Origin of the sequence: Streptomyces sp. NPDC048565, assembly GCF_040650935.1 — a bacterium.
Taxonomy (GTDB): domain Bacteria; phylum Actinomycetota; class Actinomycetes; order Streptomycetales; family Streptomycetaceae; genus Streptomyces.
In genome coordinates this window covers 16,837-41,442 of the sequence record NZ_JBEZIH010000043.1, presented here as the reverse complement: position 1 = coordinate 41,442, position 24,606 = coordinate 16,837, and the positions used below count along the sequence as shown (strand labels likewise).

The following is a 24,606-nucleotide window of genomic DNA, read 5'->3' as shown; positions in this document are numbered from 1 at the left end:
ACCTCCCCCGCCCCCCCCCTTCTCCAACACTCTCACTACACCCCTCTTCCCCACCCCGCCCCTCTCCCGTTCGGGCGGGGCGGCCCGCCCCGCCCCGCCCCGCCCCGCCCCGACCACGGACAAGGACACGAGATGGCATCCCCCGACCCCGCCGGCCCGAACGTCAGCACCACCTCGGGTACGGTCCGAGGCCGCCGCCACGCCGACGGCACCACGTTCCTCGGCGTGCCCTACGCAGGCGCCCCGACAGGAGCCGACCGCTTCGCTCCGCCGCGGCGGCACGAACCCTGGAGCGGCGTCCGGGACGCCACCCGGCAGGGCCCCACCGCGCCCCAGCCCCGCCGTGACAGCTTCGGCACCCTCGACATGTCACCGTACTTCGGTCCGGGCTGGATCCACGGCGACGACTACCTCACGCTCAATGTCTGGGCTCCCGAACCCCGACACAGTCCGGCACCGGTCATGGTCTTCGTCCACGGCGGCGGATTCGTCGCCGGTTCCTCCCACTGCGAGCTCTACGACGGCCGGGCCTTCGCGCGGGACGGCGTCGTGCTCATCACCGTCAACTACCGCCTCGGCATTCCAGGCTTCCTGCACCTGGACGACGCGCCCGACAACCGCGGCATGCTGGACGTCCTTGCGGCACTGCGATGGATCCAGGACAACGTCGCCGCCTTCGGAGGCGACCCCGCCAACATCACGCTCTTCGGCCAGTCCGCCGGCGCCATCCTCGTCACCGGCATCCTGGCCGACCCCGCCGCCCGGGGGCTCGTCCACCGGATGATCGTCCAGAGCGGGACCGGCACCGGCGCCTTCACTCCCGACCAGGCCGACCGCATCACGGACGCGGTCGGCCGGCAGCTCCGGCGCCCGCCCACCGCCGCGGCCCTGGCCGACCTGTCCGACAAGGAACTAGTCGCATTCACACCCCAGTTGGGATCGGTGGACCTCCGCACACGGGAGGCCTTCCACCCCCTGGGCGGGATCACGCCCTTCAGCCTCGTCCTCGATCAGCAGCCCGCCGACACCATCGCCGCAGGAGGCGGCGCCGAGGTCGACCTGCTCATCGGCTCGAACACGGAGGAAGGCAACCTCTACCTGGCCCCGCGCGGCCAGTTGACCGACACCAGCGATGAAGACCTCCTCCTGGCCGCCGCACAGTCCCACCCGCGCCCCTCCGTCCTCGTCCAGGAATACCGGAGCCGGCACCCCGGCGCGTCCAACCCCGAGCTGCACTCCGCGATCGTCAGCGATGCCCTCTTCGGAAACGGCACCCGGCGCGCAGCCGGCGCCCACGCCACCGCGCACCCCGCCAGAACGTTCCTCTACGAGTTCGGCTGGCGGTCCGACGCCCTCGAAGGACGGCTCGGCGCCGCCCACACCATCGAGCTGCCCTTCGTCTTCGACAATGTCCAGCTCCCCGGCCTCCACGGCCCGCAGGCGCTGCTCGGCACCACACCCCCGCCCGCCGGCCTCGCGGAACGGATGCACCGGACCTGGATCCGATTCGCCACCACCGGCGACCCCGGATGGCCTCCCCACGAAACCCGGCGTCCCCATGCTGCGCACATCACCGACACCTGGACCTGGCAGTAGTCCGCAGGCCCGAAGCGCCGCGCCGTACGAGGACTTCACCGGAGCCCTGCCCGGGCGGTCGAGGAGCAAGGAACGTCACCGCCGGTTGCCCGAAGGCCACGTCGTGGAGGTCACGGAGCGGCGGTGCCACGGTCCCGCCGGCCGGCCCCCAGCACCACCAGCAGAGCGAATCCGCTGAGGACCACGTTGCGCGTGGCCGCGTCCAGACCGTTCCAGTCGTCCGACTGCCACATCGCGAACCACTCACCGCCGATCGCGAGGAACCCCATACCGAACAAGAGCAGCACCATCACCAGGCCTGCGGTGGAGATCTGCCGGGCTCGCGGACTCCGGCGCGCCCAGAGCCAGGTGCCGGCGAGCAGGACGAGGGCGGCCACGGTCTCCCAGGCGATGATCGCGACGTACGCCGCGTCCTGCAGGGTGCGCGAGGTGACCGCCCGCCACATCAAGTCCTCATCCTGGAACGTGGTGTCCATCGCCAGCACATGACGCACGAAGTCCCGGTTCGTGCCGAAGTCCGTGATGTTACCGAAGGCGACGAGGGCGACGAGAAGTGCGACCGTCGCGGTGAGCAGCGCGGCGGCGACGTCGTGTGATCCGAGAGAACGTGTACGCGGCGGTGCCGTTCCCTCGGGTGGGACGGGCGGCGCATCGAGTGAATAGTCCATGATCCAACTATGGTCCGGGCGGGGACCGGTGGGAAGAGTCCAGGGCGACGAGCCCCTTGCGGGTCAGTCTGATCGCGGCATGTCACGCAACGCATCCGCAACGCCGTCGGTCAAACGCCTGACCGCGTCACGGACAGCCACGTGACTGTGCCCAGCGCGCCGGGATCCCGCCGGAGCGCTTCCTGGAATTAACCTCGGATGCCTTGTCATGACCTGTTCTACGCGCATAGCTTATGGCCCTCACCACACTCCGAGGGGCAGCTCACCGTGCAGATATCCAGACCCGGCTCCGCCCTGCTGGCCGCCGCCGTCACCGTGACCCTGTCGGTGACCGCGCTGCCCGCCGCTTTCGCCGCACCGTCGGCGTCGGCCGTCATCTCCGAGGTGTACGGCGGCGGGGGCAACTCCGGCGCGACGCTCACCCGTGACTACATCGAGCTGGCCAACGCCGGCCGGAGCTCCTTCGCGCTGTCCGGCTTCAGCGTCCAGTACCTCCCCGGTACGCCCTCCGCCGCATCGCGGTGGCAGGTCTCCGAGCTCTCGGGCGACGTCGCGCCCGGGGGCCGCTACCTCGTCGCGCAGGCCGCGGGGACCGGTGGCACGGTGGGCCTGCCGGCCGCCGACGCGACCGGGACGATCCCGATGTCCGCGGCGAGCGGCACCGTCGCGCTCGTCTCCGGCACCACGCCGCTGACCTGCAGGACCGCCGCGGACTGCGCCGCCGACACCCGGATCGTCGACCTCGTGGGCTACGGCGCCGCCGTCGTGCGCGAGGGCAGCGGCCCGGCGACGGGCGCGTCCGCCACCGCCTCCGTGGCGCGCGGCGCGAGCCTGGCCGACACCGACGACAACGCCGCCGACCTGGCCGCGGGCACCCCGGCGCCCGTCAACACGGCGGGCGAGACGTCAGGTTCGGAGCCGGGCGAGCCGGGTGAGCCCGGCGGTCCGGGCGAGCCGGGCACGGTCCGGGTGCACGACATCCAGGGCACGACCCGGATCTCGCCGCTTGCCGGCCGGTCGGTGAGCGGGGTCCCCGGCGTCGTCACCGGCGTACGGACCACGGGTTCACGCGGCTTCTGGATCCAGGACACGGCGCCGGACGACGACCCCCGCACGAGCGAGGGCGTGTTCGTCTACACCGGCTCAGCCACCCCCGCCGTGGCCGTCGGTGACTCGGTGCTGGTCAGCGGCCAGGTCACCGAGTACTACCCGGCCGCCGACGCCCAGTCGCTCACCCAGATCACCGCACCCCTCACCACCGTCCTGTCCTCGGGCAACCCCCTGCCGGACGCGGTCGTCCTGGACTCCTCCTCCGTGCCGGACGCCTATGTGCCCACGGCCGACGGCGGTTCGATCGAGTCCCTCGGCCTGGACCCGGCGGCCTACGCCCTGGATCTGTACGAGTCACTGGAGGGCACCCGCGTCACGATGGCCGACACCCGGGTGACCGGCGCGACGACGGCGTACGACGAGGTCTGGGTGACGGTGAAGCCCCGGGAGAACCCCACCCGGCGCGGCGGCACGCTCTACCGCTCGTACGAGGACCGGAACACCGGCCGGCTCAAGGTGATGTCGCTGGACGCCGCGCAGCCCGTCCCGGTCGCCGATGTGGGCGATGTGCTGTCCGGCTCCACCACGGGCGTCATCGACTACGCGACGTACGGCGGCTACAACGTCCAGGCCACCGAGCTGGGGGCGCTGAAGGACAACGGCCTGAAGCGCGAGGTGACCCGGAAGCAGAGGTCCGGGGAGCTCGCCGTCGCCACGTACAACGTGGAGAACCTCGACGCCGACGACGAACAGGCCAAGTTCGACACGCTCGCCCAGGGTGTCGCGGTCAGCCTCTCGTCCCCGGACATCGTGTCCCTGGAGGAGATCCAGGACGACAACGGCGCGGTGGACGACGGCACCGTCGGATCCGAGGCGACGCTGAAGCGCTTCACGGACGCGGTCGTCGCGGCGGGCGGCCCCCGCTACGCGTGGCGCTATGTGGCGCCCGCCGACGGCCAGGACGGCGGCGAGCCCGGTGGCAACATCCGCAACGTCTTCCTCTTCAACCCCGACCGGGTCGATTTCGTGGACCGCGCGGGCGGCGACGCGACCACTGCCGTGAAGGCGGTGAAGACGAAGAAGGGGGCGACGCTCTCCGTCTCACCCGGCCGGATCGACCCCACGAGCACGGCCTGGGACAACAGCCGCAAGCCGCTGGTCGGCGAGTTCCGCTTCCATGGCGAGCCGGTCTTCGTCATCGGCAACCACTTCGCGTCCAAGGGCGGCGACCAGCCCCTGCACGGCCGCTACCAGGAGCCGGTGCGCAGCTCGGAGACCCAGCGGGTGTGGCAGGCCGCGGAGGTCAACACCTTCGTCACCTCACTGCTGAAGGCGGACAGGTCGGCCCGGGTTGTCACGCTCGGCGACCTGAACGACTTCGCCTTCTCCCCCACCATGAAGGCACTGACCAGCGGCAAGGTGCTGAAGCCACTGATCACCACACTGCCCGCGCATGAGCAGTACAGCTATGTCTACGACGGCAACTCGCAGACGCTGGACCACATCCTGACCAGCCCCGCGATCCGCCGCTTCGACTACGACGTGGTGCACATCAACGCGGAGTTCGCGGACCAGGCGAGCGACCACGACCCGCAGATCGTGCGGATCGACGTCAAGGGCCGGGGACACGGGCACTGACCACGGCAGGGGCATCAGGTCGGCGCGGGCGAACCGGCCCGCGCCTGCTGCGGGAACGTCGTCGGGGCCGTGGCCTGATCCGGCTCCGGCCCCGGTTCGAGGGGCCGGTCGGTGAGGAAGCGGGTCACGAGGGCGGCGACCTCCTCGGAGCGCTCCAGCACGACCCAGTGGTCGGACTCCGGGAGGGTGAGGAAGCGGCTCCCCTCGATCGTCCCGGCGAACTCCCGCTGGATCTCCGGCGATGTCACGGTGTCGTGCTCCCCGGTGAAGACCAGGGCCGGTACGCCCGACAGTCCGCCGGAGAAGTCCGGCCGGTCGTTCAGCGCCCGCCGCAGCGAGTCGGCGGCGTGCTCCGAGTGGGCGAGGGCGTGCAGGAAGGAACGCCGTACATAGCGCCGGGCGAGCTCCCTGCGGTGCACGGGGCGGTCCGGGTCCAGGCACATCAGCCCGTCGGTGGCCAGCGCGGCGAAGCCTTCCGCGTCGCCCTCGCCCAGCGCCTCGACCGCCCGCCGCCAGTAGTCCAGCTGGTCCTCACCGACGTGGGTGGGTACGCCGCCGAGTACCAGCCGGGCGACCCGCCCCGGGTTCTGCTGCGCGTAGCCGAAGGCGACGGCCGCGCCGTAGGAGAAGCCGTAGAGATTGATCCGGGGGATGCCGAGATCGTCGATGATCCCGGCGACCGCCGCGCGCAGGACCGGGGCGCCGGGACCCGGCGGCAGAGGGTCGGCCGAGCCCATGCCGGGCAGATCGGCGGTGATCACATCGGCCACCGGACCCAGATGCTCGTCCATCTGCGGCCAGCCGAACATGCCTTGGAGCGCGCCGCCGATCACCAGGACCGGTTCGGTCGGGGGCGCCCCGCCCGCGGCCGGGTCACGGGGCAGGAGACGGTAGCCGTAACGCAGTCCTTCCACGGTGAGCGACCGGATGATGTCCTCGGACATGATGCTCCTCGCTTCCCGTCAGGCTCTGGTGAGCACGAGCGCCGCGTTGTGGCCGCCGAAGCCGAGCGACGTCTTGACGGCGCAGTCGAACCTGGCGCGACGGGCCTCCTTGCTCACCACCTCGACGGGGATCGCGGGGTCGGGGGCGTCGAGATTGGCGGTCGGGGGGACGAGCTGGTGCTGCAGCGCCAGGACGGTCAGCGCCGCCTCGATGCCGCCGGCGGCGCCCAGGGTGTGTCCGGTCATGGCCTTCGTCGAGGTGACGAGGGGGTGTTCGCCCAGGACACGGCGCAGCATGGTCGACTCGATGAGGTCGTTGGCGACGGTCGATGTCCCATGGGCGTTGACATGGCCGATGTCGGAGGCGTCGATGCCGGAGTCGGCCAGAGCCGTGCGCAGCGCCCGTTCGATGCCGATGCCGTCGGGGTCGGGGGCGACGGCGGAGTGGGCGTCGCTCGACGCCCCGTAGCCGGCGACCCGGGCGCGGACCGTGGCGCCGCGGGCGCGGGCGTGCTCGGGGTGCTCCATGACGAGGAGACCCGCGCCCTCGCCGACGACGAAGCCGTCGCGGTGCGTGTCGAAGGGGCGGCAGGCGGCCAGGGGGTCGTCGCGACGGGTGGAGACGGCCCGCATCTGGCAGGCGCTGGCGATGAGGAGCCGGGAGCGGACCGATTCGGCGCCGCCCGCGACGACGATGTCGCAGGCCCCGGAGCGGAGCATCTGGTGGGCCGTGCCGATGGCCACGGTGCCCGATGAGCACGCGGTGGAGACGGCCTGGCTCGGGCCGTGCACGCCCAGGTCCATGGCGACACTGCTGGCGGCGCCGTTGACGACGCTCAGCGGGGCGAGCTTCGGGGAGACGCGCCGCGCGCCGCGTTCGGTGAGGGCGGTGTGCTGTTGGTCGTAGAACGGCAGGCCACCGTGGGCGGAGCCGATGACGACGGCGACCCGTCCGCTGTCCCAGACCGAGGGGTCGAGGCCCGCGTCCGCGACCGCCTCGCGGGCGGCGATCACCGCGAGCTGCGAGAAGCGGTCCATCAGCCGTTGCGCGGCGACGCCCAGGACGGCAGTGGCGTCCAGGGCGTCGACGGTGTACATGAAGTCGCAGGCGAGCCCGTCGAGTTCCGGCAGGTGCGGCACCGAGGGGGCGACGGTCGTGTCGCACACGCCGCGCCAGGCGTCCTCGGCTCCCACGCCGGCCGCGGTGACCAGACCGATGCCGGTGACCGCGGCACTGAACGGCTCGATGCCCGGCCGGCCCGGCCCGTGTCCGAAGGGCCTGCGGCCCGTCACGCGCCGGCCCTGGCGCGCACGGCCGTGACCAGATTGCCGACGGTGTCGCGCGACGACAGGACGACGTCGCCCAGATCGATGTCCATCCGGTCCTCGATGAGAAGCCTGAGCTCCTCGAGGGCGAGCGAGTCCAGCCGCAGCTGCCGGAGCGGCACCTCGGGCCTGATGGCCTCCGGATCGGTTCCGAACCTGGTGACGAGCAAGGCGCTGATCTCTTCCGAGGTGCTCATGGGGACGCTCCTCCGCTCTCGTTACGCGGTGACGCCGGCCGCGTGGGGGGTGAGGTGGCCATCGGGGACGCCGGCTGCTCGGGAGGGACCCTTTATACGCCTTCGCGGCCTCCGTCCCCGACCCCGTTCCCCCGTGAGGAGGGGGTGCGGCCAGGTGTGCGATTTCAGCGCGCCGCGACGGCGGATGACACCTCTTCGGGCGGGGGGTCCTGCGGGGCACCGATGCGATCCGCCGGGGGCGCCGGCCTCCGCACCCCGCCGAGTAACACCTTCCGGCCACCCAACTCCATTGGAGTGAAAGGGATTTGGACACACGGAGGCATCATTGTCATGCCTTTGCCAGATGGATAGCCTGTGCGGACTCAGCGGCCCCCGGCCCACCCCACCGGCCGGCGGTCCCTCTCTCCCCCCACAGACCTGGAGCAGGTATGCCCCGACGTCCCTCCGGCCACACCCGAGGCCGCGCAGCCGTTCTGGCCTCTCTGGCCTCTCTCACCGCCACCGTCCTCGTCGCCACGGGCCACCCGGCCGGCGCCGCCCCCGCCGACACGGACCCGATGAACCAGGCCTTCGAGCAGGCCGCCGAGCAGTACGGCGTACCCCGTGACGTGCTCGCCGCCGTCGGCTACGGCGAGACGCATTTGGACGGGCACGCCGGGCTCCCCAGCCAGGACAACGGCTACGGCGTGATGCACCTCGTGAGCAACCCGGTCAACCACTCCCTGGAGAAGGCAGCCGAGCTGACGGGCAGGTCCACGGCCGATCTGCGCGAGGACACCGAGGCCAACATCCTCGGCGGCGCGGCCGTGCTGCGGAGCCACGCCGACACGCTCGGCCTCGACCCGGCCGAGCGGGCGGACGTCGATGCCTGGTACCCGGCCGTGGCCCGCTACAGCGGGACCGAGGGCGCTGTCGCCGCCCTCTACGCGGACACCGTCTACACCTTCCTCGCCCAGGGGCTGCGGGCCACCGTCGCCGGCGGCGAACAGGTCACGGTCACCTCACGCCCCGTCTCCCCCGAGAAGGGCCCCCTGGCGAAGGCCGACATCACGGCCAAGAGCGAGGACTACCCCGCGGCGCTCTGGGTCCCCGCCAACTCCGCCAACTTCGCGACGGGCCGCTCCGCGACGGTGGACAAGGTGGTCATCCACGTCACGCAGGGCTCGTACGCCGGGACCATCAGCTGGTTCCAGAACGCGACGTCCCAGGTCAGCTCCCACTACGTGGTGCGCTCCTCGGACGGCCAGATCACCCAGATGGTGCGCGACAAGGACACCGCGTACCACGCCAGGAGCGCCAACGCCTCTTCGCTCGGCATCGAGCACGAGGGGTTCGTCGACGACCCGTCATGGTTCACGGACACGATGTACCGCTCATCGGCCGCGCTGACGGCCTACCTGTGCGACCAGCACGGCATCCCCAAGGACCGGACGCACATCATCGGGCACAGCGAGGCCCCCGGGAACGACCACACCGACCCGGGCCCCAACTGGAACTGGACCCACTACATGCAGCTCGTCGGCGGCGGCTCGGGCAGCGAGGCCGACGGGCTGAGCTTCGAGTCGTACACCGCCCAGAAGTCCGGCTCGACGGGCCCGCAGGTGAAGGCCGTCCAGACGCTGCTCAACCAGCAGGGCTACGACGCCGGCACCGAGGACGGCGTCTTCGGGACCAGGACGCAGGACGCCGTACGGGCGTTCCAGACGGCCCGCGGCCTCGACGCCGACGGTACGGTCGGCCCGCAGACCTGGACCGCGCTGCTCTCCGCCGGCACCACACCGACACTCACCGCGGGCGCCACGGGAGACACGGTGAAGCGGCTCCAGCGGGCCCTGACCGCGGCGCTGGGCACAACCGTGGAGGCCGACGGGACCTTCGGCACCGACACGGACAAGGCCGTCCGCGACTACCAGAGCACCCGGAAGCTGACGGCCGACGGCAGCGTCGGCCCCGACACCTGGGAAGCCCTGCAGTCCGGACGCTGAGCCCGCCCGCCCTTACGCTCCGGAGCGCACCCGGAAGGTACGGGTGCGCCTTCCCCCGCATCATGCCCCCGGGCGAACCTGGGGACTGCCGGCACCCCGGTCGGCAGGACGTGGAGGACGGTCGGACATGGCTCGTACGCAGTCGAGATGCGGAGCTCTCACGCAGAAGGGCACGCGCTGCCGGCGGCTGGCGATGAAGGACGCCTCCCGGTGCGATCGGCACCGGGGCGACTGGTCGAAGTACACGATCGCACGGCGCAAGGGGCGGTAGGAGGCGGGCCGCAGACGGTGAAACCCGGCTGCTCCCATGGTCGGCGCTCATACAGAATGGACCGATGAGCGCCGACACCCTCCAGTCCCGAGCGCGCGCGCTGAGGCATGTGGCCGCACAGTCCTCCGGGCCGCCGCTCGACCCGTCCCTGCGGGTGACCCTGAACTTCCACCCGGACCGCGGCGGGGGCCGTACGGTGCTGGAACGCCTGGCGGAGGACGGGGTGTACGTCTCCCAGTTCGTCACCGGCACCAGCAACGGCGGCCTCACCGCGCATCCGGGCGGTGACCGCTGGCGCTGGGAGAGCCGGATCTTCGGCGGCGCCTACGACGGCGCGAGCGCTCATGAGCGGCCGGTCTACGGCGCGCTGGACTTCCGCCGCTCCCCCTACGGCGCGGCGCCCCGCTTCGGGTCCGCGCATTTCAGGCTGAGCGCCGGGGCCCTGCCCCACGCCACGTTCTGCTATCCGGACAGTTACCTGGAGCCGTCCGACTTCGGTGTGGCGGCGGCCGGGAGCCGGCTCATCGCGCTCGCCGAGGCCGGCGGCCGGGACGCCCTGGACGACTACATCGAGGCGCAGATACACGGCCCGGTGCGGCTCGACCGTCATGTGGAGGCGCTCGTCCTCGACCCGTGCTTCCGTGGCACCGCCGTGGAGAAGGCCGCCCTCCTCCTGCCCTGCCCCGTCGAATGGCACAGCGGATTCCGCCTGGCCACCGCGGAGTTGATGCGCCATCCGGAATACCGTGGCGCGGAGTACATCGAGCTGGGCGCCGCACTCGCGGTCGGCGGCTTCCTCGACGCGCGGATCATCGGGGAGGCGGCCAGGACGGGGCGGCACGATCCGCAGGACCTCAAGAAGGTGTGGCATCTACTGGCGCGCTTCGGGCGGTGAGCGAGAGCCGACGGCTGCCGCACGGCGCGGTGGCCCTGCTCAGGCCATCGGGACCAGCGGTGCGGTGCTCTCGCGGTGGATCGGGGTGTGCGCCCCCTTCAGCGGCAGACCGCTGCCGCCGCGCCGCTCCGCGACGATCTCCGCCGCGATCGACAGCGCCGTCTCCTCCGGGGTACGCGCTCCGAGGTCAAGCCCGATCGGCGAGTGCAGCGCGGCCAGCCGGTGCTCGGCGACACCCGCGTCGCGCAGCCTCTCGTTGCGTTCCAGATGGGTGCGTCGCGAGCCCATCGCGCCGACATAGGCCACGGGCAGCCGCAGCGCCAGTTCCAGCAGCGGGATGTCGAACTTCGCGTCGTGCGTGAGGACGCAGAGCACCGTGCGGGCGTCGACCTCGGTGGCGGCGAGGTAGCGGTGCGGCCAGTCGACGACGATCTCGTCGGCGTCCGGGAAGCGGGCCGCCGTGGCGAAGACGGGGCGGGCGTCGCAGACGGTGACGCGGTAGCCGAGGAAACGTCCGGCTCGCACCAGGGCGGCTGCGAAGTCGATGGCCCCGAAGACGATCATCCGGGGCGGCGGGACGCTCGATTCGACGAGCAGGGTGAGCGGGCTTCCGCAGCGGGAGCCCTCGGCGCCGATGACGATCTCTCCGGTGCGGCCCGCGTCGAGCATCGCGCGGGCCTCGGCCGCCGCCGTGCGGTCCAGCTCCGGATGCCCGCCGAGCCCGCCGTCGTACGTGCCGTCGGGGTGGACCAGCAGGAGGCGGCCGAGCAGGGAGTCGGGACCCGAGGTGACGCGGGCGACGGCCGCCGCACCGCCCCCCGCGGCGGCGGCGAACGCGGCGGCGAACACCGGGCGCGCGGGGTCGTCCGCGCGCACCGGTGTCACCAGGATATCGATGACGCCACCGCAGGTCAGGCCGACCGCGAAGGCGTCGTCGTCGCTGTAGCCGAAGCGTTCGCGCACGGTGGTACCGTCCTCGATCGCCTGCCGGCACAGCTCGTACACCGCGCCCTCCACACATCCGCCGGAGACCGATCCGATGGCCGTGCCTTCGCTGTCGACGGCGAGGGCGGCGCCCGGCCGGCGGGGCGCGCTCCCCGAAACGGCCACCACGGTGGCCACGGCGAATACGCGTCCCTGCGCGGCCCACCGGTCCAGCTCTTCGGCGATGTCCAGCATGGCGTGTCTCCTTCCTGAACGGACGGCATCGGGCGCTGTCGGTCGTATCGGGCGACGGGGGCGCGACGTCAGCTGACGCCGAGCCAGCTCTCGATGGGGTGCAGGGCGAAGTAGACGAGGAAGACCAGCGTCAGGACCCACATGAAGACGCCGACCTCCCGGGCCCTGCCCTGGGCGAGCTTGATGGCCGCGTACGAGATGACGCCCGCCGCGACACCGGTGGTGATGGTGTACGTGAACGGCATCAGGACCACGGTGAGGAAGACCGGTACGGCCACGGAGCGGTCGCCCCAGTCCACATGCCGGGCGTTCTGCATCATCATCGCGCCGATGACGACCAGGGCGGCGGAGGCCACCTCGGCGGGCACGATCGCCGTGAGCGGGGTGAAGAAGAGACAGGCGGCGAAGAAGAGGCCGGTGACGACGGAGGCGAGCCCGGTGCGGGCGCCCTCGCCGACGCCGGTCGCGGACTCGACGAACACGGTCTGGCCCGAACCCCCGGCCACACCGCCGATCGCGCCGCCCGCACCGTCGATGAACAACGCCTTCGACAGGCCCGGCATCCGGCCCTTGTCGTCCGCGAGCTTCGCCTCCGTGCCCACCCCGATGATGGTGGCCATCGCGTCGAAGAACCCGGCCAGCACGAGGGTGAACACGATCATGCCGACCGTCATGACGCCGACGTCGCCCCACCCGCCGAACTCGACGTTCCCGAAGAGCGAGAAGTCGGGCGAGGAGACCGCGCTGCCGCTCAGCTCGGGCGGGCCGCTGCTCCACGCCTTGGGGCCGATGTCCCCCACGGCGTTGACGACGATCGCGGTCAGGGTGCCGACGACGATGCCGATGAGGATCGCGCCCGGCACGTTGCGCGCCTGCAGCATGAAGATCAGGAGCAGGGTCACCGCGAAGATGAGGACCGGCCAGCCGGCGAGCTCACCCCCCGGGCCGAGGGAGAGGGGCGTCGCCTCCCCCTGGTGGACGAAGCCGGCCTTGAAGAGGCCGATGAGGGCGATGAAGAGCCCGATGCCGATGGTGATGCCGTGCTTCAGCGCGAGCGGGATGGCGTTCATGATCATCTCGCGCAGCCCTGTGACGACCAGGAGGCAGATCACCACCCCGTAGATCACGCACATGCCCATGGCCTGCGGCCAGGTCATGGCCGGTGCGACCTGCGAGGCGAGCACACCGGACACGCTCAGGCCCGCCGCGAGCGCGAGGGGCACCTTGCCGATGAAGCCCATGAGCAGGGTGGTGGCCGCCGCGGCGAGCGCGGTGGCGGTGATCAGTCCCGACTGGCCGAGCAACTGGCCGTCGACGTCCTTGCCGCCGAGGATGAGCGGGTTGAGCAGGAGGATGTACGCCATGGCCATGAAGGTCGTGACGCCGCCGCGCACTTCGCGTGCGACGGTCGATCCCCGCTCTGAAATGTGGAAGTACCGGTCGAGCCAGGACCGTCCGGCGGGGACACGCGAGCCGGGGCCCGCGTCCTCCGCGCTCGTCCTGGGTTCCACGGACTGCTGGGTCATGTTGCCTGACTCCCAAGGTTCACTGGGGCACCCGCGTGGGTCTCTGGAGACTGCGGGATTTGGGATGACTGCGAGGCGCACGACCCGGGGGACGGCCCGAGACGAACTCTTCGTGACGATGGATCGGTCGGATCTGTTGAGCAAGGGACTCCGGGCGGTGCGTGGCGCGGGGACGTGTGACGTTCACGGCGCTCCCGCACCGCCCGGAGGTTCTTGAGGGGCCGTCAGGTACCGGTGAGGTGTTCGGGGCGTACCGGTGTCCTGTCGAGCGCCAGGCCCGTCGCGTCCCGGATCGCCGCGAGGACGGCCGGGGTGGACGACAGGGTCGGGGCCTCGCCGATGCCGCGCAGCCCGTACGGGGCGTGGTCGTCGGCGAGTTCGAGCACCTCGACCGGGATGGTCGGGGTGTCGAGGATGGTGGGGATCAGATAGTCGGTGAAGGAGGGGTTGCGGACCTTCGCCGTCTTCGGGTCGACGATGATCTCCTCCATGACGGCGACACCGAGACCCTGGGTGGTGCCGCCCTGAATCTGGCCCACCACCGACAGCGGGTTGAGGGCCTTGCCTACGTCCTGGGCGCACGCGAGCTCGATGACCTTGACCAGGCCGAGTTCGGTGTCGACCTCCACAACCGCGCGGTGTGCGGCGAAGGAGTACTGGACATGGCCGTTGCCCTGCCCGGTGCGCAGGTCGAAGGCCTCGGTCGGCCGGTGGCGCCACTCCAGCTCGATGTCGACCGCCTCGTCCTCCAGCACATCGGCCAGGGTGGCGAGCACCTCGCCGCCGTCGGTGACGACCTTGCCGCCCTCCAGGAGGAGTTCGGCGGTGGCCCAGGCCGGGTGGTAGGTGCCGAACCTGCGGCGGCCGATCTCCAGGACCTGTTCCCTGACGGCCTCGCAGGAGTTCTTCACGGCGCCTCCGGTGACGTACGTCTGCCGGGATGCGGAGGTGGATCCCGCGGAGCCGACCCGGGTGTCCGCCGGGTGGATGGTCACCTGGCTGACGCCCAGTTCCGTACGGGCGATCTGGGCGTGGACGGTGACACCGCCCTGCCCGACCTCGGCCATCGCGGTGTGCACGGTGGCGACGGGTTCGCCGTTGATGACCTCCATCCGTACCCGGGCGGTGGAGTAGTCGTCGAAGCCTTCGGAGAAGCCGACGTTCTTCAGCCCGACGGCATACCCGACGCCGCGCACCACCCCTTCGCCGTGCGTCGTGTTGGACAGCCCGCCGGGCAGCGCGCGTACGTCGACGGAGCTGCCGCCCGCGTCGGCCGAGAGCCACTGCTGCTCGGGCGGCAGGGGGCGGGCCTTGACGCGGCGCAGCAGCTCGGCGACCGGGGCCGGCGAGTCGCAGGGCTGGCCGGTGGGCAGCAGAGTGCCCTGCTCCATGGCGTTCAGCTGCCGTAGTTCGACCGGGTCCATCTCCAGGGCTGCGGCCAGCTTGTCCATCTGTGCCTCGTAGGCGAAGCACGCCTGGACCGCGCCGAAGCCGCGCATGGCGCCGCAGGGCGGGTTGTTGGAGTAGAGGGCGATCGCCTCGATGTCGACGTCGTCGACGGCGTACGGTCCGACCGCGAGGGACGAGGCGTTGCCGACGACGGCCGGGGAGGCGGAGGCGTAGGCGCCGCCGTCCAGCACGATCCGGCACTTCATGTGGGTGAGCTTGCCGTCCTTGGTCGCCCCGTGCTCGTAGTGGAGCTTCGCGGGGTGGCGGTGGACGTGCCCGAAGAAGGACTCGAAGCGGTTGTAGACGATCTTCACGGGCTTCCCGGTGCGCAGCGCCAGCAGGCAGGCGTGGATCTGCATCGACAGGTCCTCGCGTCCGCCGAAGGCGCCGCCCACGCCGGAGAGCGTCATGCGGACCTTGTCCTCGGGGAGGCCGAGCACGGGGGCGATCTGACCGAGGTCGGAGTGCAGCCACTGGGTGGCGACGTACAGCTCGACGCCGCCGTCCTCGGAGGGGACGGCGAGGCCGGACTCGGGGCCGAGGAAGGCCTGGTCCTGCATCCCGAAGACGTAGTCCCCTGTGACGATCACATCGGCCCGCTCGGCTGCCGCGTCCGCTTCGCCGCGGACGATGGGCTGGCGGTGGACGATGTTGGGGTGCGGGACGTGGCCGATGTGGTGGTCGGTGCGGCCCTCGTGGACCAGGATCGCGTCGGGGGCCGTCGCGGACGCCTCGTCGGTGACGAGCGGCAGTTCGGCGTAGTCGATCCGGATCTTGGCGGCGGCGCGGCGCGCGGTCTCCGGGTGGTCGGCGGCGACCAGCGCCACGGGTTCGCCGTGGTGGCGGACCTTGCCGTGCGCGAGCACGGGCGTGTCCTGGATCTCGAGACCGTAGTTCTTCATCTCCGCGGGCAGGTCGTCGTAGGTCAGGACGGCGTACACGCCGGGTGTGGCGACGGCCTCGCCGATGTCGATGGAGCGGATCTCGGCGTGCGCGACGGTGGAGCGCAGCGTGTGGCCCCACAGCATGTCCTCGTGCCACATGTCGGAGGAGTACGCGAATTCGCCGGTGACCTTGAGGGTGCCGTCGGGGCGCAGGGTGGACTCGCCGATGCCGCCCCGGGTCTTGGCGCCCTGGGTGATCCGGGTGGGGGTGCCGGCCGGCACGGACGTGGTTCGTGGGTGCAGCGTCATGGCTGTCGGACCGCCTGTTCCTGCCGGGCGGCCGCGAGGCGGACCGCGTCGAGGATCTTCTCGTAGCCGGTGCAGCGGCAGAGGTTGCCGGAGAGCGCCTCGCGGATGTCCTGGTCGGACGGGGAGGGCCGGTTCTCCAGCAGCTCGTCGGCCGCGACCAGCAGGCCGGGGGTGCAGAAGCCGCACTGCACGGCGCCCGCGTCGATGAACGCCTGCTGGACCGGGGAGAGCTCCTCGGCCTCGGCGCTCTGCCCGTCGGTGGGCCTGGCCTGCCAACTCTGGGCCGCGTCGAGCGAGGTGCCGCAGGTGCCGGCGGCGCAGCCGGCACCGGGGTGGGCGTCCTCGCGGTGCCGGGCGTAGTCCGCAAGGCCCTCGACGGTGACGACCTCCCGGCCCTCGGCCTGGCCCGCGGCGACGAGACAGGAACAGACGGGCACGCCGTCGAGGCGCACCGTGCAGGAGCCGCATTCGCCTTGTTCGCAGGCGTTCTTGGAGCCGGGAAGGCCCATGCGCTCACGCAGGACGTACAGGAGGGACTCGCCCTCCCAGACGTCGTCGGCCTCCTGCTTGCGGCCGTTGACCGTGAAGTTGACTCGCATGATCAAGCAGCTCCTTCGAGGGTGCGTCCCGCTCCGCGGTACTGCTCCCAGGTCCACCCCAGCGTGCGGCGGGCCATGATGCCGACGGCGTGCCTGCGGTAGGCGGCGGTGCCCCGTACGTCGTCGATGGGGTTGCAGGACCCGGCGGCGAGCTGGGCGAACTGCTTGGCCACGGAAGGCGTGATGATCTTTCCGCTCTCCCAGAACCCGCCCTCCTCCAGCGCGGCGTTCAGGAACTCCTCGGCCGCCCGGGCCCTGACCGGGGTCGGGGCGGCGGAGCCGATGCCGGTGCGCACGGTGCGGGTCCCGGGGTGGAGCGCGAGGCCGAAGGCGCAGACGGCGATGACCATCGCGTTGCGGGTGCCGACCTTGGAGTACTGCTGCGGTCCGTCGGCCTTCTTGATGTGCACGGCCCTGATCAGCTCGTCCGGGGCGAGGGCGTTGCGCTTGACGCCGGTGTAGAAGGCGTCGATCGGAATCATCCGCGTCCCCCGTACGGACGCGGCTTCGACCTCGGCGCCCGCGGCGAGCAGCGCCGGATGGGCGTCCCCCGCGGGCGATGCGGTGCCCAGGTTGCCGCCGACGCCGCCCCGGTTGCGGATCTGCGGCGATGCGACGGTGTGCGAGGCGAGGGCGAGACCGGGCAGCTCGGCCCGCAGATGCTCCATGACGGCGCTGTAGGACACGGAGGCGCCGAGACGTACGGTGTCCTGGCCCACCTGCCATTCGGACAGCTCACCGATGCGGTTGAGGTCCATGAGGTGCTCGGGCCGCCGGTGGTCGAAATTGATCTCGACCATCACATCGGTGCCACCCGCGATGGGCACGGCCGCCGGGTGCTCGGCCTTGGCGGCGAGCGCCTCCTCCCAGCTGGCGGGGCGAAGGAAGTCCATGAGTGGCTCTCTTCTTCTCGATCGGGTCGTTCAGCTGGGCTGGGGACGGCCGGCCCGCCGGCCTGGTGGCCTTCGACCGGGTCTGTTCCTGTGTTGTTGACGCGGTGTGTGGCCCAGTACACAAGCCTTGCTCCACTCGGTGCAGTCACCGAAACCATGAAGGAATTGGCTGGTCCCCGTCACCGTCTTGTAGATTCGAACAAACGGCGGTCACCGGTAACCTCACCGACATCCACAAGTGGCCTCCGTCCTCCCCCGCACCAACGAAGAGAACGGCGGCAATCGACGATGCGGCTGCGCGCACTGCTGGACACCGAGGCACTGGGCCTTCGGCTGCTCGGCGGCGAGGACGAGCTGGACCGTTCGGTCCGGGGCGTCATGACGACGGACCTGCGCGACCCCAGCCGCTATCTCTCGGGCGGTGAGCTGGTGCTGACGGGTCTTGCGTGGCGCAAGGACGCGTCGGACACGGAGCCGTTCGTACGGATCCTGGCGAACGCGGGCGTGGCCGGTCTGGGCGCGGGCGAAGCGGAGCTCGGGGCCGTTCCCGACGATCTGGTCGAGGCGTGCCTGCGGCACCGACTGCCGCTCTTCGCAGTCGACGAAACCGTTGCGTTCGCGACGATCACCGAGCATGTGGTGCGCCAGGTCTCCGGCGAACGGGCCGGCGACCTGGCCGCGGTCGTCGACCGTCACCGCAGGCTCATGACCTCGGGCCCGGCGGGCGGCGGTCCCGAGGTGGTGCTCGATCTGCTCACCTCCGACCTGGACCTGCACGCCTGGGTCCTGTCACCGACGGGCCGGCAGATCGCCGGGGCCGGCGAGCCCCTGCCGCCGCGCACCGGTGCCGAACTGGCGGGCCTGCATCTCGCCGCGACCCGCACCGGCCGCCCCGGGCCGCATCGCGCCGAGGTGGACGGCACGGCCTATTCGCTGTTCCCGATCCGGAACACCGGCCGGGGAACGCTGCCCGGCCCGTCCCACGACGTCCGCGAGTCCGTGCTCTCCGAATGGCTGCTGGCCGTGGCGGCGGACGCCGGCGACTGGCCGGCGGCCCGACTGGACCTGCTCCAGGGCGTCACCCAGCTGATCGCCGTCGAACGGGACCGCCGCGACGCCGCCCGCGCGGTACGCCGCAGGCTCGCCCAGGAGGTCCTGGAGCTGGTCCAGACGGGCGCCGCCCCCGCCGAGATCGCGGCCAGGCTGCGAGTGGCCGCCCCCGTCCTGCTGCCGGGCCTCGGTACGGCGCCGCACTGGCAGGTCGTGGTGGCCAGGGTCGAGTGGCCGACGGAGAGCACGAGCACAGAGCCGTCGGGCGGCCAGGCGGCACAGGCCCTGCTGGAGGAGATCCTCGTCGATCCGGCGGTGACGGGCCCTGATTCCGCCGACCGGATCGCCGTGGCGCACACCGGCGACGAGGCCATCGCCCTCGTACCCCTGACCGCGCTTCCCGCGCCGGACACCGAGGGGACGGGCGCACCGGCGGAATCGGGCACTCCGGAGCAGCGGGCCGGCGCCCTGCACGCGGATGCCCTGCTCGACACCGTCCGCGCGCCGCTCTCCGCCGGTCTCGCGGACGACGGCCGTCTGACACTGGGTGTCAGCGCCGCCGTCCACTCCGCCGAGGGGCTGCGGGGCGCACTGGAGGAGGCCCGGCACGCCCGCCGGGTCGCCGCGGCCCGGCCGGGCGCGGTCTGCGCGGCCGGCCACCACGAGCTCGCCTCCCACGTCCTGCTGCTGCCCTTCGTCCCCGACGACGTCCGCCGCGCCTTCACCGCCAGGCTCCTGGACCCGCTGCGCGACTACGACCGGCGGCACCGCGCCGAGCTGATCGAGACGCTGGAGGCCTTCCTGGACTGCGACGGATCGTGGACCCGTTGCGCGGCACGGCTGCACCTGCACGTCAACACACTGCGCTATCGCGTCGGACGTATCGAGCAGTTGACGGGACGTGACCTTTCGCGCCTCGAGGACAAGCTGGACTTCTTCCTCGCCCTGCGTATGAGCTGACTTCGCGGGCCTTTCGGGGCCCTCCGTGACTCCGGTCGATTGTGAAATCTTTCACCTGACATTGATCCGACCCCTTGGCCCGGCGTGCCATTCCGTGCTGAGATGCGCGCAGACCCTGGCCGAACCGGCGCAAGCCGGCCGGCCTCCACAGCTCGATGGCGCGCTCGGGGAGGGCAATGTGGCGCATACCGCCATGTCTGGTTCCGGAACGACAGCAGATGACGATCCGCCGCTCCAGACCGCGGTATGGCGGCTGCGCTCACGGGCCTGTTGGACCGACGCCGCCGCGCTGCTCGGCCCCCGGGCGGCCACCGACCCCGCGGCCGCTCTCCAGCGGACCTCGCTGCTGACGGAGCGGTGCCTCTACACAGGAGCCGGCTGGACGGACGCCGAGGACGCCCTGCGCACCGCCGAGGCACTCGCCCAGGACGACTCCGAGCGCGGGGCCGCGGCCTGCGAGCGCGGCTATCTCGCCTACGCCTCGACCCTGCTCGGGGCGCGCGACCGGGCCGACGAGGCCAGCGTGGCGCTCAGCAGGGCCGCCGCCCTGCTCTCGCCCTCGGCCCCCGGCCGCCCTCTGCTGGACTTCCGCCGGGGCCTGATCGCCCAGAACATCGCCGATTCGCCCCAGTCGGCCCGCGCCGCCTACCGCAGGGCGCACGCCGGTGCCACGGCCCGGGGCGACCAGCTCCTGCTCTCCTTCACCTGGCGGCACCTCGCCTCGCTCTCCCTGGGCGAGGGCGAGCTGGCCGAGGCGCGGCACGGCTTCGCGGAGTCGCTGCGGATACGGGAGGAGCTGGGCTATCTCGTGGGCACCGCCCCGGCGCTCATCTCGCTCGCGGACGCCGAGCCGGAACCCGAGGCGGCCGACCGGCTGCGCGCCGAGGCCGGCCGGCTGTTCCGGCTGCTGGGCGGCGTACCGACCTGGCTCGCGCCCCGGCTCGAACCGCCGGACCCGGAGACGGCCGAGGCGAACTGACCGGCCGGGCCCGCGCGGGCCCGCGCTGGCCCGCCGGGGAGCCGTCTCAGACGTCCGCGCCGTTGAAGTGTTCCCGTACGAGGGACTGCACCACCGTCAGGTCCTGGGCGATGAGCGCGTCGAGGAGCGCGATGTGCTCCGACGCATCGGCGAGCAGCTCGGCCCTGCGGCCCGCACGGCTGTCGACCAGGGGCCACTGGGACCTGCGGTGGAGATCGTCGGCGACCGCGACGAGCTGCTGGTTCCCCGCCAGCGCGAGCACGGCGCCGTGGAACGCGCGGTCGCTCTCCGCGTACGCCGCACGGTCGCCGACGGCGGCCGCCGCGACCGTGGCGTCGGCCAGCGGACGCAGCGCGCACCAGCGGGCCGCCGGGACCGCGCGGGCCAGCCGCAGCATGACCGGGACCTCGATCAGCGCGCGCACCTCGGCGAGCTCCGCCAGCTCACGGGGGCCGCGCTCGCTCACCCGGAAGCCGCGGTTCGGCACGACCTCCACGGCGCCCTCGACGGCCAGCTGCTGCATCGCCTCACGCACCGGGGTCGCGGAGACCCCGAAGCGGGCGCCGAGCGCCGGGGCGGAGTAGACCTCACCCGGGGCCAGCTCCCCGCCGACCAGCGCGGTGCGCAGGGCGTCCAGGATCTGGCCGCGCACGGAGTGCCGCTGGACCGCACGGGGCGCGGGCGGCTCGCCGTGGGTGTGTTCGCCGCGCACCTGTTCGCCCCGCACCTGTTCGGGCACGCGGACATCCCGTGGGGTGCCCGCCGACGCGTACGGCCGCACGTCCTCACGCGCCCTGCTCTGCTCCACCGGGAACCTCCTCGCACTGGCGGGTCCGGCTCGCGCGCGCCGGGCCCCTTGTGCACGATAGGCGGAGCGGGTCCCGGTTCAAACACCGATCTCTTCGGATAAGGTAAGCCTTACCTCTAGAAGATCGTGATTCGGTGGTCCCTGAATGACCGTGCCCGCCCTGCTCGCCGCCACCGCCCCGTCCCCGCTGACGGCGGCGTACACACGTCTGGCCGAGGTCTTCCCCGGACTGCGTGCCGAGGTACTGCCCGACGACGTCGCGGCACCCTCGGGCAGTGGATGGGTCGGCGCAGCCGAGCTGGCGGCGGGTGGCGGGGCGCTGGACGCGTTCCTCGCCTGGGACGAGGCTCAGGTACTGCGGGACTACGGCACCCGGGCGCGCCCCGACGTGGTGGCGAGCTTCGGACTGCACCGGTACGCCTGGCCCGCCTGTCTCCTGGTGACCCTGCCGTGGTTCACGCACCGCCGGGTGCCGCGGATCCCCGCCCCTGACGTCTCCTTCCACCGGGGCCTCGGCCATCTGACCCTGCGCGTAGGTGAGTTCGCCTGCCTGCCCGACGACCCCGCGGCGGAGCTGCCCGGCGCCCGCGTCGTCCCGGACGAGTCGGCGCTGCGGGCCGAGGTCCTGGACTCCGTCGCGCAGCACCTCGGTCCGGTGCTGGACGGATTCCGGCCACGCATGCGGCGCGGGAAGCGCGCCCTGTGGGGCATGGCGACGGACGAAATCGTCGAGGGGCTCTGGTACATCGCCCATCTGCTCGGCGAGGAGAGCCGGGCGATGAGGGAGCTCGAGCTGCTCCTGCCGGGCACGACCGAGCCGTACGTCGGCACGGCGGGATTCCGTGAACTCACGGGCCCCGACGGCGAATCGCTCCCCACCCGCGACCGCGCGAGCTGCTGCCTCTTCTACACGCTGCGACCCGAGGACACCTGCGTCACCTGCCCGCGCACCTGCGACGCCGACCGCGTCCGCAAGCTCACGCCCGCCACCTGAGCCCCGCGGGGGCTCACACCACCCGGCAGGGCGATTGGAATTCGAACGTAACTCAGGCTCATCGAGAGGCAGTTCGGGCCGATTAGGCCTATCGGGGCGTCCAATCCCCCCAATAGGGTCCCGGGCCCCTGAAAGCGCCTGTGAGAGACGGTATTTCAGCCACAATGGCGCCCGAAACGCCCTCCGCGACGCAAGGGACGCGCATGAGACTGACCGACATCTCGCTCGACTGGTTGCTTCCGGGCGCCGTACTGCTCGTGGGGGTACTGGCGGCGGTGACGGTGGTCGCACGCGGCAGGCGTGCCGCTGACAAGTCCGCGGCCGACGACAGCTGGGAACGCAGCGAGGAGCGCCGCAGGCGCAAGGAAGCTCTCTACGCGACCGCCTCGTACGTCCTGCTGTTCTGCTGTGCCGCGGTCGCCGCCGCACTCTCCTTCCACGGCCTCGTCGGCTTCGGCCGGCAAAACCTCAGCCTCTCCGGGGGCTGGGAGTACCTCGTGCCCTTCGGCCTCGACGGGGCGGCGATGTTCTGCTCGGTCCTCGCCGTGCGCGAGGCCAGCCACGGTGACGCCGCCCTCGGATCCCGGCTGCTGGTGTGGGCGTTCGCCTGTGCCGCCGCCTGGTTCAACTGGGTGCACGCACCGCGGGGCCTGGAGCACGCGGGCGCACCTCACTTCTTCGCGGGGATGTCGCTCTCGGCTGCGGTGCTGTTCGACCGCGCGCTGAAGCAGACCCGCAGGGCGGCGCTGCGCGAGCAGGGCCTGGTGCCCCGCCCGCTGCCGCAGATCCGGATCGTACGGTGGCTGCGCGCGCCCAGGGAGACCTTCGGCGCCTGGTCGCTGATGCTCCTGGAGGGCGTACGCAGCCTCGACGAGGCCGTGGACGACGTGCGCGAGGACCGGCAGGAGAAGGAGCAGGACCGGCACCGCAGGAGGGACCAGGCGAAGCTGGACCGGGCCCAGATCAAGGCTCTGAACCGGCAGCACCGGATCTGGGGGCGCGCCGCCCGGATCGGCCGGCAGATGGACGCCGAGGCCATCGCCCGGGCGCAGGGCGGCGCCCCGCCCGCCGTGGAACCCGCCGCGACGGAGCCCGGACAGCTGCCCCTTCGCCCCCGGCCGTCCCTGCAAGCAGTGAACGGCTCGACGCCCAGGGGCGCTTCGGCGCAGCCCGTGGCCGACGAGCCGGGCACCGTCGACCTCACCACCGAGGACGACACACAAGCCCTGCCCCGGCTCGATTCGCTGGAGCAGAAACTCAAGGACCTGGAGCAGCAGTTCGGCTGAGCGTCAGGAGATCCCGGCGTCCAGCTCGAACCAGACCACCTTGCCCAGCGCCTGCGTCGTGACTCCCCAGGAGTCCGCCAGGCTCTGGACGAGGAGCAGTCCTCTGCCGTGCGTACCGTCGTCGGCGTTCGGTACGTACGGTGTGGGCTCCTGCCCGGTGAGGAAGTCACGCACCTCGACCCGCAGTCGCGCCGGCGCCGAGGTCACCGTGACCACGGCGCCGTTCCTCGTGTGGATGAGCGCGTTCGTCACCAGTTCGCTGAGCAGGAGCTCCGCCACTTCTGTCTCCTGAGGGCGGTCGTGACAGCGCATGAAGTCCCGCAGCGCGGCTCGCATCTCCCCCACCGCCGACAGATCGGTGTGCCCGAGTCTGCGGTGCAGCCGTGTCGGACGGCTCTCCTGTCGCCTCGTCATGTCCCCCGTACGCACGCTGAATCGGCCTCCCTTGATTCCGGTTCATGCCGTCATGTCTCGAACGCCTCCACGGATGCATGCCCCGCAGAGCCGCGGTCACGCGTCTTCGGGCGTCAACATATGAACGGACCGCTGCGCAAGCCCGTCCGGGCGGCCGGCACGTTACGTTTTCGTACCCACGGTTAACTTCCCAAAAATTCACCCGTGTTGGCGTTGACGGATGGGGATCTACGCGCGTCATCATGGTGGACATGCGAATCCCCCCACGGATCACCACGCTCGGCGGCATCGCCGCCCTCCTGTCCGTCCTCTTCGTCGGAGGCCCGGTCACCGCATCGGCCGCGACGGCTCCCTCGACCACCGCGGTCGGCAGCGTCTGCTACTCCGCGCTGCCCTCCCAGGCCCACGACACACTCGACCTCATCGACGCGGGCGGCCCCTTCCCGTACGACCAGGACGGCACCGTCTTCCAGAACCGCGAAGCGCTGCTGCCGAGCCAGAGCACCGGCTACTACCACGAGTACACGGTCATCACGCCCGGCTCGTCGGACCGCGGCGCCCGCCGCATCGTGACGGGTGAGGCGACCGAGGAGGACTACTACACCGCGGACCACTACGAGTCCTTCGACCTGGTCGACCACGACTGCTGATCCGCACTCCCCCGGTCAGGTCCGCGCCGTAGTCCCCCACCTGCGGCGCGGGCCAT

The 24,606-nt window shown here is 71.8% G+C and carries 20 protein-coding genes; 9 read left to right on the top strand and 11 right to left on the bottom strand.

Annotated features, from left to right (window positions below; translation table 11 throughout):
- Positions 1-132: 132 nt before the first annotated feature.
- Positions 133-1,596 (top strand): carboxylesterase family protein, encoded by a 1,464-nt coding sequence (locus tag AB0C75_RS34370; protein ID WP_362896202.1) that lies wholly within the window; start codon positions 133-135, stop codon positions 1,594-1,596.
- Between the two features lie 110 nt (positions 1,597-1,706).
- Here the strand turns inward: AB0C75_RS34370 and AB0C75_RS34365 are convergent, their stop codons facing one another.
- Positions 1,707-2,264, bottom strand: coding sequence for a DUF2165 domain-containing protein (locus AB0C75_RS34365; RefSeq protein WP_362896200.1), 558 nt, complete (start codon positions 2,262-2,264; stop codon positions 1,707-1,709).
- 267 nt (positions 2,265-2,531) lie between these two features.
- Here AB0C75_RS34365 and AB0C75_RS34360 point away from each other — a divergent pair, with 267 nt between their 5' ends.
- Complete coding sequence (locus AB0C75_RS34360) at positions 2,532-4,952, top strand: endonuclease/exonuclease/phosphatase family protein (RefSeq protein WP_362896198.1); 2,421 nt, start codon at positions 2,532-2,534, stop codon at positions 4,950-4,952.
- A 14-nt stretch (positions 4,953-4,966) separates the two neighbouring features.
- Here AB0C75_RS34360 and AB0C75_RS34355 read toward each other — a convergent pair whose 3' ends face one another.
- The 3 genes from AB0C75_RS34355 to AB0C75_RS34345 are packed head-to-tail and all read right to left on the bottom strand — an operon-like array spanning position 4,967 to position 7,419.
- On the bottom strand, positions 4,967-5,896 hold the full coding sequence (locus AB0C75_RS34355) for an alpha/beta fold hydrolase (protein ID WP_362896196.1): 930 nt from the start codon (positions 5,894-5,896) through the stop codon (positions 4,967-4,969).
- Between the two features lie 18 nt (positions 5,897-5,914).
- A complete protein-coding gene (locus tag AB0C75_RS34350; RefSeq protein ID WP_362896194.1) occupies positions 5,915-7,189 on the bottom strand; it encodes a beta-ketoacyl-[acyl-carrier-protein] synthase family protein in 1,275 nt (424 codons plus the stop codon).
- A complete protein-coding gene (locus AB0C75_RS34345; protein ID WP_362896192.1) occupies positions 7,186-7,419 on the bottom strand; it encodes an acyl carrier protein in 234 nt (77 codons plus the stop codon). The genes AB0C75_RS34350 and AB0C75_RS34345 overlap by 4 nt, the downstream gene beginning before the upstream one ends.
- Before the next feature lie 428 nt (positions 7,420-7,847).
- Between AB0C75_RS34345 and AB0C75_RS34340 the strand changes: the two genes are divergently transcribed.
- Positions 7,848-9,404 (top strand): peptidoglycan-binding protein, encoded by a 1,557-nt coding sequence (locus tag AB0C75_RS34340; RefSeq protein WP_362896190.1) that lies wholly within the window; start codon positions 7,848-7,850, stop codon positions 9,402-9,404.
- A 335-nt stretch (positions 9,405-9,739) separates the two neighbouring features.
- Complete coding sequence (locus AB0C75_RS34335) at positions 9,740-10,570, top strand: DUF3626 domain-containing protein (protein ID WP_362896188.1); 831 nt, start codon at positions 9,740-9,742, stop codon at positions 10,568-10,570.
- A gap of 39 nt (positions 10,571-10,609) precedes the next feature.
- Here the strand turns inward: AB0C75_RS34335 and AB0C75_RS34330 are convergent, their stop codons facing one another.
- From AB0C75_RS34330 to AB0C75_RS34310, 5 genes are all read right to left on the bottom strand, one after another.
- The gene (locus tag AB0C75_RS34330; protein ID WP_362896186.1) at positions 10,610-11,749 is read right to left on the bottom strand and encodes an XdhC/CoxI family protein; all 1,140 of its coding nucleotides are present in this window, start codon (positions 11,747-11,749) and stop codon (positions 10,610-10,612) included.
- 68 nt (positions 11,750-11,817) lie between these two features.
- Positions 11,818-13,275 carry an NCS2 family permease gene (locus tag AB0C75_RS34325; RefSeq protein ID WP_362896184.1) on the bottom strand — a complete coding sequence of 486 codons (1,458 nt, stop codon included), beginning with the start codon at positions 13,273-13,275 and terminating at the stop codon, positions 11,818-11,820.
- Between the two features lie 224 nt (positions 13,276-13,499).
- Positions 13,500-15,917 (bottom strand): molybdopterin cofactor-binding domain-containing protein, encoded by a 2,418-nt coding sequence (locus AB0C75_RS34320; RefSeq protein ID WP_362896182.1) that lies wholly within the window; start codon positions 15,915-15,917, stop codon positions 13,500-13,502.
- A complete protein-coding gene (locus AB0C75_RS34315; RefSeq protein WP_362896180.1) occupies positions 15,914-16,516 on the bottom strand; it encodes a (2Fe-2S)-binding protein in 603 nt (200 codons plus the stop codon). The genes AB0C75_RS34320 and AB0C75_RS34315 overlap by 4 nt, the downstream gene beginning before the upstream one ends.
- 2 nt (positions 16,517-16,518) lie before the next feature.
- The gene (locus tag AB0C75_RS34310; protein ID WP_362896178.1) at positions 16,519-17,409 is read right to left on the bottom strand and encodes a xanthine dehydrogenase family protein subunit M; all 891 of its coding nucleotides are present in this window, start codon (positions 17,407-17,409) and stop codon (positions 16,519-16,521) included.
- A 288-nt stretch (positions 17,410-17,697) separates the two neighbouring features.
- On the opposite strand from AB0C75_RS34310, the gene AB0C75_RS34305 reads away from it, so the two are divergent.
- Entirely contained in the window at positions 17,698-19,419 is a 1,722-nt protein-coding gene (locus AB0C75_RS34305) for a PucR family transcriptional regulator ligand-binding domain-containing protein (RefSeq protein WP_362896176.1), read from the top strand.
- A 193-nt stretch (positions 19,420-19,612) separates the two neighbouring features.
- Positions 19,613-20,398 (top strand): hypothetical protein, encoded by a 786-nt coding sequence (locus AB0C75_RS34300; protein ID WP_362896174.1) that lies wholly within the window; start codon positions 19,613-19,615, stop codon positions 20,396-20,398.
- A 46-nt stretch (positions 20,399-20,444) separates the two neighbouring features.
- Here the strand turns inward: AB0C75_RS34300 and AB0C75_RS34295 are convergent, their stop codons facing one another.
- Positions 20,445-21,206, bottom strand: coding sequence for a GntR family transcriptional regulator (locus AB0C75_RS34295; protein WP_362896172.1), 762 nt, complete (start codon positions 21,204-21,206; stop codon positions 20,445-20,447).
- A 145-nt stretch (positions 21,207-21,351) separates the two neighbouring features.
- On the opposite strand from AB0C75_RS34295, the gene AB0C75_RS34290 reads away from it, so the two are divergent.
- Positions 21,352-22,200, top strand: a complete 849-nt coding sequence (locus tag AB0C75_RS34290; protein ID WP_362896170.1) for a (2Fe-2S)-binding protein — start codon at positions 21,352-21,354, stop codon at positions 22,198-22,200.
- 203 nt (positions 22,201-22,403) lie between these two features.
- Entirely contained in the window at positions 22,404-23,486 is a 1,083-nt protein-coding gene (locus AB0C75_RS34285; RefSeq protein WP_362896169.1) for a DUF2637 domain-containing protein, read from the top strand.
- A gap of 3 nt (positions 23,487-23,489) precedes the next feature.
- Here AB0C75_RS34285 and AB0C75_RS34280 read toward each other — a convergent pair whose 3' ends face one another.
- On the bottom strand, positions 23,490-23,900 hold the full coding sequence (locus tag AB0C75_RS34280; protein WP_362896167.1) for an ATP-binding protein: 411 nt from the start codon (positions 23,898-23,900) through the stop codon (positions 23,490-23,492).
- 251 nt (positions 23,901-24,151) lie between these two features.
- Here AB0C75_RS34280 and AB0C75_RS34275 point away from each other — a divergent pair, with 251 nt between their 5' ends.
- Positions 24,152-24,550, top strand: coding sequence for a ribonuclease (locus AB0C75_RS34275; RefSeq protein ID WP_362896165.1), 399 nt, complete (start codon positions 24,152-24,154; stop codon positions 24,548-24,550).
- Positions 24,551-24,606 lie beyond the last annotated feature (56 nt).